Consider the following 2333-nt stretch of genomic DNA (forward strand, 5'->3'; position numbering starts at 1 on the left):
CATGGGTAAAACACAACTTAGAGAGCAAGAAGCAGTGGATGCAGGTTACTGGCACTTATGGAGATATAACCCTGAGCTTGTAAAAGAAGGAAAGAACCCATTCACATTGGATTCAAAAGAGCCTTCAACAGACTTCCAAGATTTCTTACTTGGAGAAGTGCGTTATACATCCTTACAAAAAACTTTCCCAGATCAAGCAAAGAGATTATTTGTTAAAGCTGAGAAAGACGCTAAAGAAAGATATGATTCATATCTTAGAATGGCAAGAAACGACTAATCAACCAGGTGACCAACCAGGGGGACGGTTCTTCCGGCTCACTAGGTAGCACCAAAAGTAAATAATAAAGTAGAAGAGGGTACAGACATATATATGTTTGTACCCTTTTTTTAGGTCCTGATTTTCTACTAGCAACTTCAGGAGGCCACATATAAGAACCAGAGCTTTTCGATCTGCATTTACAATAATTCCCATTTATGTAAATAGTTACAATAAAAAATTAAAAAATACAAAATAAAATAAATAATACTTTACTATTTGAGGCAATATTGCTATGCTATGATAAAAAGGATAAAAAGGGTGATAGAAAGCTATGTACAATAGCTAACCAATCCAATAAATATTGAAATTTTGAATTCTAATGTGTCTATTAGTGCACCTGTTGGTTATCGAAATACAATCAAGAAAGTTAGCGAAAGGTATAATGTTCCATACTCTGGCGTTATCATTAATGGTGATTTTATGAAATTTAAAAAGTTTAATATTTGTAAATTTAGAAGACCAGTATTTATTTTTTATGTCATTTTTATTACATCTTCATTATTTCTTGGAGGTTGTAGCCATATGCCATTACAAATAGGAAAAGATGATAAGAAAACAATTGAATCAATAGCATATGATGAAAATTCGAATGAAGATTATCTCGTGTATATCAAGGAGGATAATATCTTTGAACCGTATCTAGTTATTACATCTGATTATGATGGAAATGTGTTATTACTTAGAAAATACTTATTGGCCGAGACAATGCCATTCAACGAAAATGAAAGCCATATGTGGGCAAGCTATGAAAACGGCGGTTATTATGAAGACAGTAGCATTGATAAATATTTAAATACAGAATTTTTCAATACATTTGACCAGTCTGTTAAAGATTCAATTGTAAACAGCACCATAGTAATAACTGATAAGAGCAGTTTAGGCGTTACAGGCGAAATATCAGCGACGATTTCGCGAAAAGTATTTCTCTTATCTCTTAAGGAGTTAGATGGTCCGGAATCTAGAGCAAGTGTTGCTGAGGGAAATACTTTGAAATATTTTAAAGACGATTATACCCGACGCATTGCAGATTTACCAAATGGTGAGAAATCAGCTTACTGGACACGTACATCTGCAACTTGGGAGACATATACTGTAATTACGATAGGTGAAGGAGCAGGAGTGGGAAGTGCAGATATAGATAGTGGAGTTCGACCGGCATTTTGTATGAAAAAGGATACTAGAATCACACAAAGTGATAACGTAGTAAGTGGACAAACTGTATATGTTATTGAATAAGTTCAATGTAATTTTATAAAAATAAAGGTATCACCGTAGTTGTTATCAATAAAAAAAGAAACAAGAGGACGGTTCATCCGGCTCGCTTAATAGCAACAAAATTAAATAATAAAGTAGAAGAGGGTACAGACATATATATGTTTGTACCCTCTTTTTATCATCATTATTTCAAGGAACCATCTAGTAACCATTGGGACTGTTCACTACTTGATTTCATGAATGTATAATCCTTTAGAAAATATGACAAAGGACTTAGTAGAAAACATAAAAAGACTATGTTATAATTTTATGAAAGACACAAACATAGATAATCTATCGGGGGAGGCAAAAAGTTATGAATACAGTGAAAAACAACAGGATTATTGCAGGGATTAAATATGTACTTCCGGATCCAATATGTAAAAAAATAGGAAAAATTCGTGAAAAATCTAACAAAGCTATGTGCAAGCATTTTCCGGAATTATATAAGTACAAAGGAAGAGTGGTAAAACTTAATAAAGACATTAAATTTCCATCTATCCAAAAAGGGAATAAAAAAATCAAATTTGGACCAATCGCTTACTTATTAGCCTACGGTGGAGATTTATCTGTTGAGAGAATAGTTGAAGCTACCAAACAGGGAATACTACCTTTTTCTACAAACGGTGAACCTTACTTGTGGTGGGTTGCAGATCAAAGATGTGTCATTTTTATGGATTCTATTCATATAGAAAGACCGATAAAATCATTGCTTAAGAAAGATATGTTTACGATTACAGCGGACAAAGCATTTAAGGAT

Annotated in this window: 2 protein-coding genes and 1 pseudogene; all 3 read left to right on the forward strand. The window is 33.1% G+C overall.

Annotation, left to right across the window (positions count from 1 at the left end; all coding sequences use genetic code 11):
* The coding region (locus AC6F8J_RS14255) for a hypothetical protein (RefSeq protein WP_500724297.1) at nt 1-277 on the forward strand (277 nt) is incomplete at its 5' end.
* Between the two features lie 462 nt (nt 278-739).
* A complete protein-coding gene (locus tag AC6F8J_RS14260) occupies nt 740-1555 on the forward strand; it encodes a DUF6273 domain-containing protein (protein ID WP_500724298.1) in 816 nt (271 codons plus the stop codon).
* Between the two features lie 334 nt (nt 1556-1889).
* A pseudogene (locus tag AC6F8J_RS14265) lies at nt 1890-2333 on the forward strand (hypothetical protein); the annotation flags it as partial.

It is taken from the genome of Petrocella sp. (assembly GCF_059865615.1).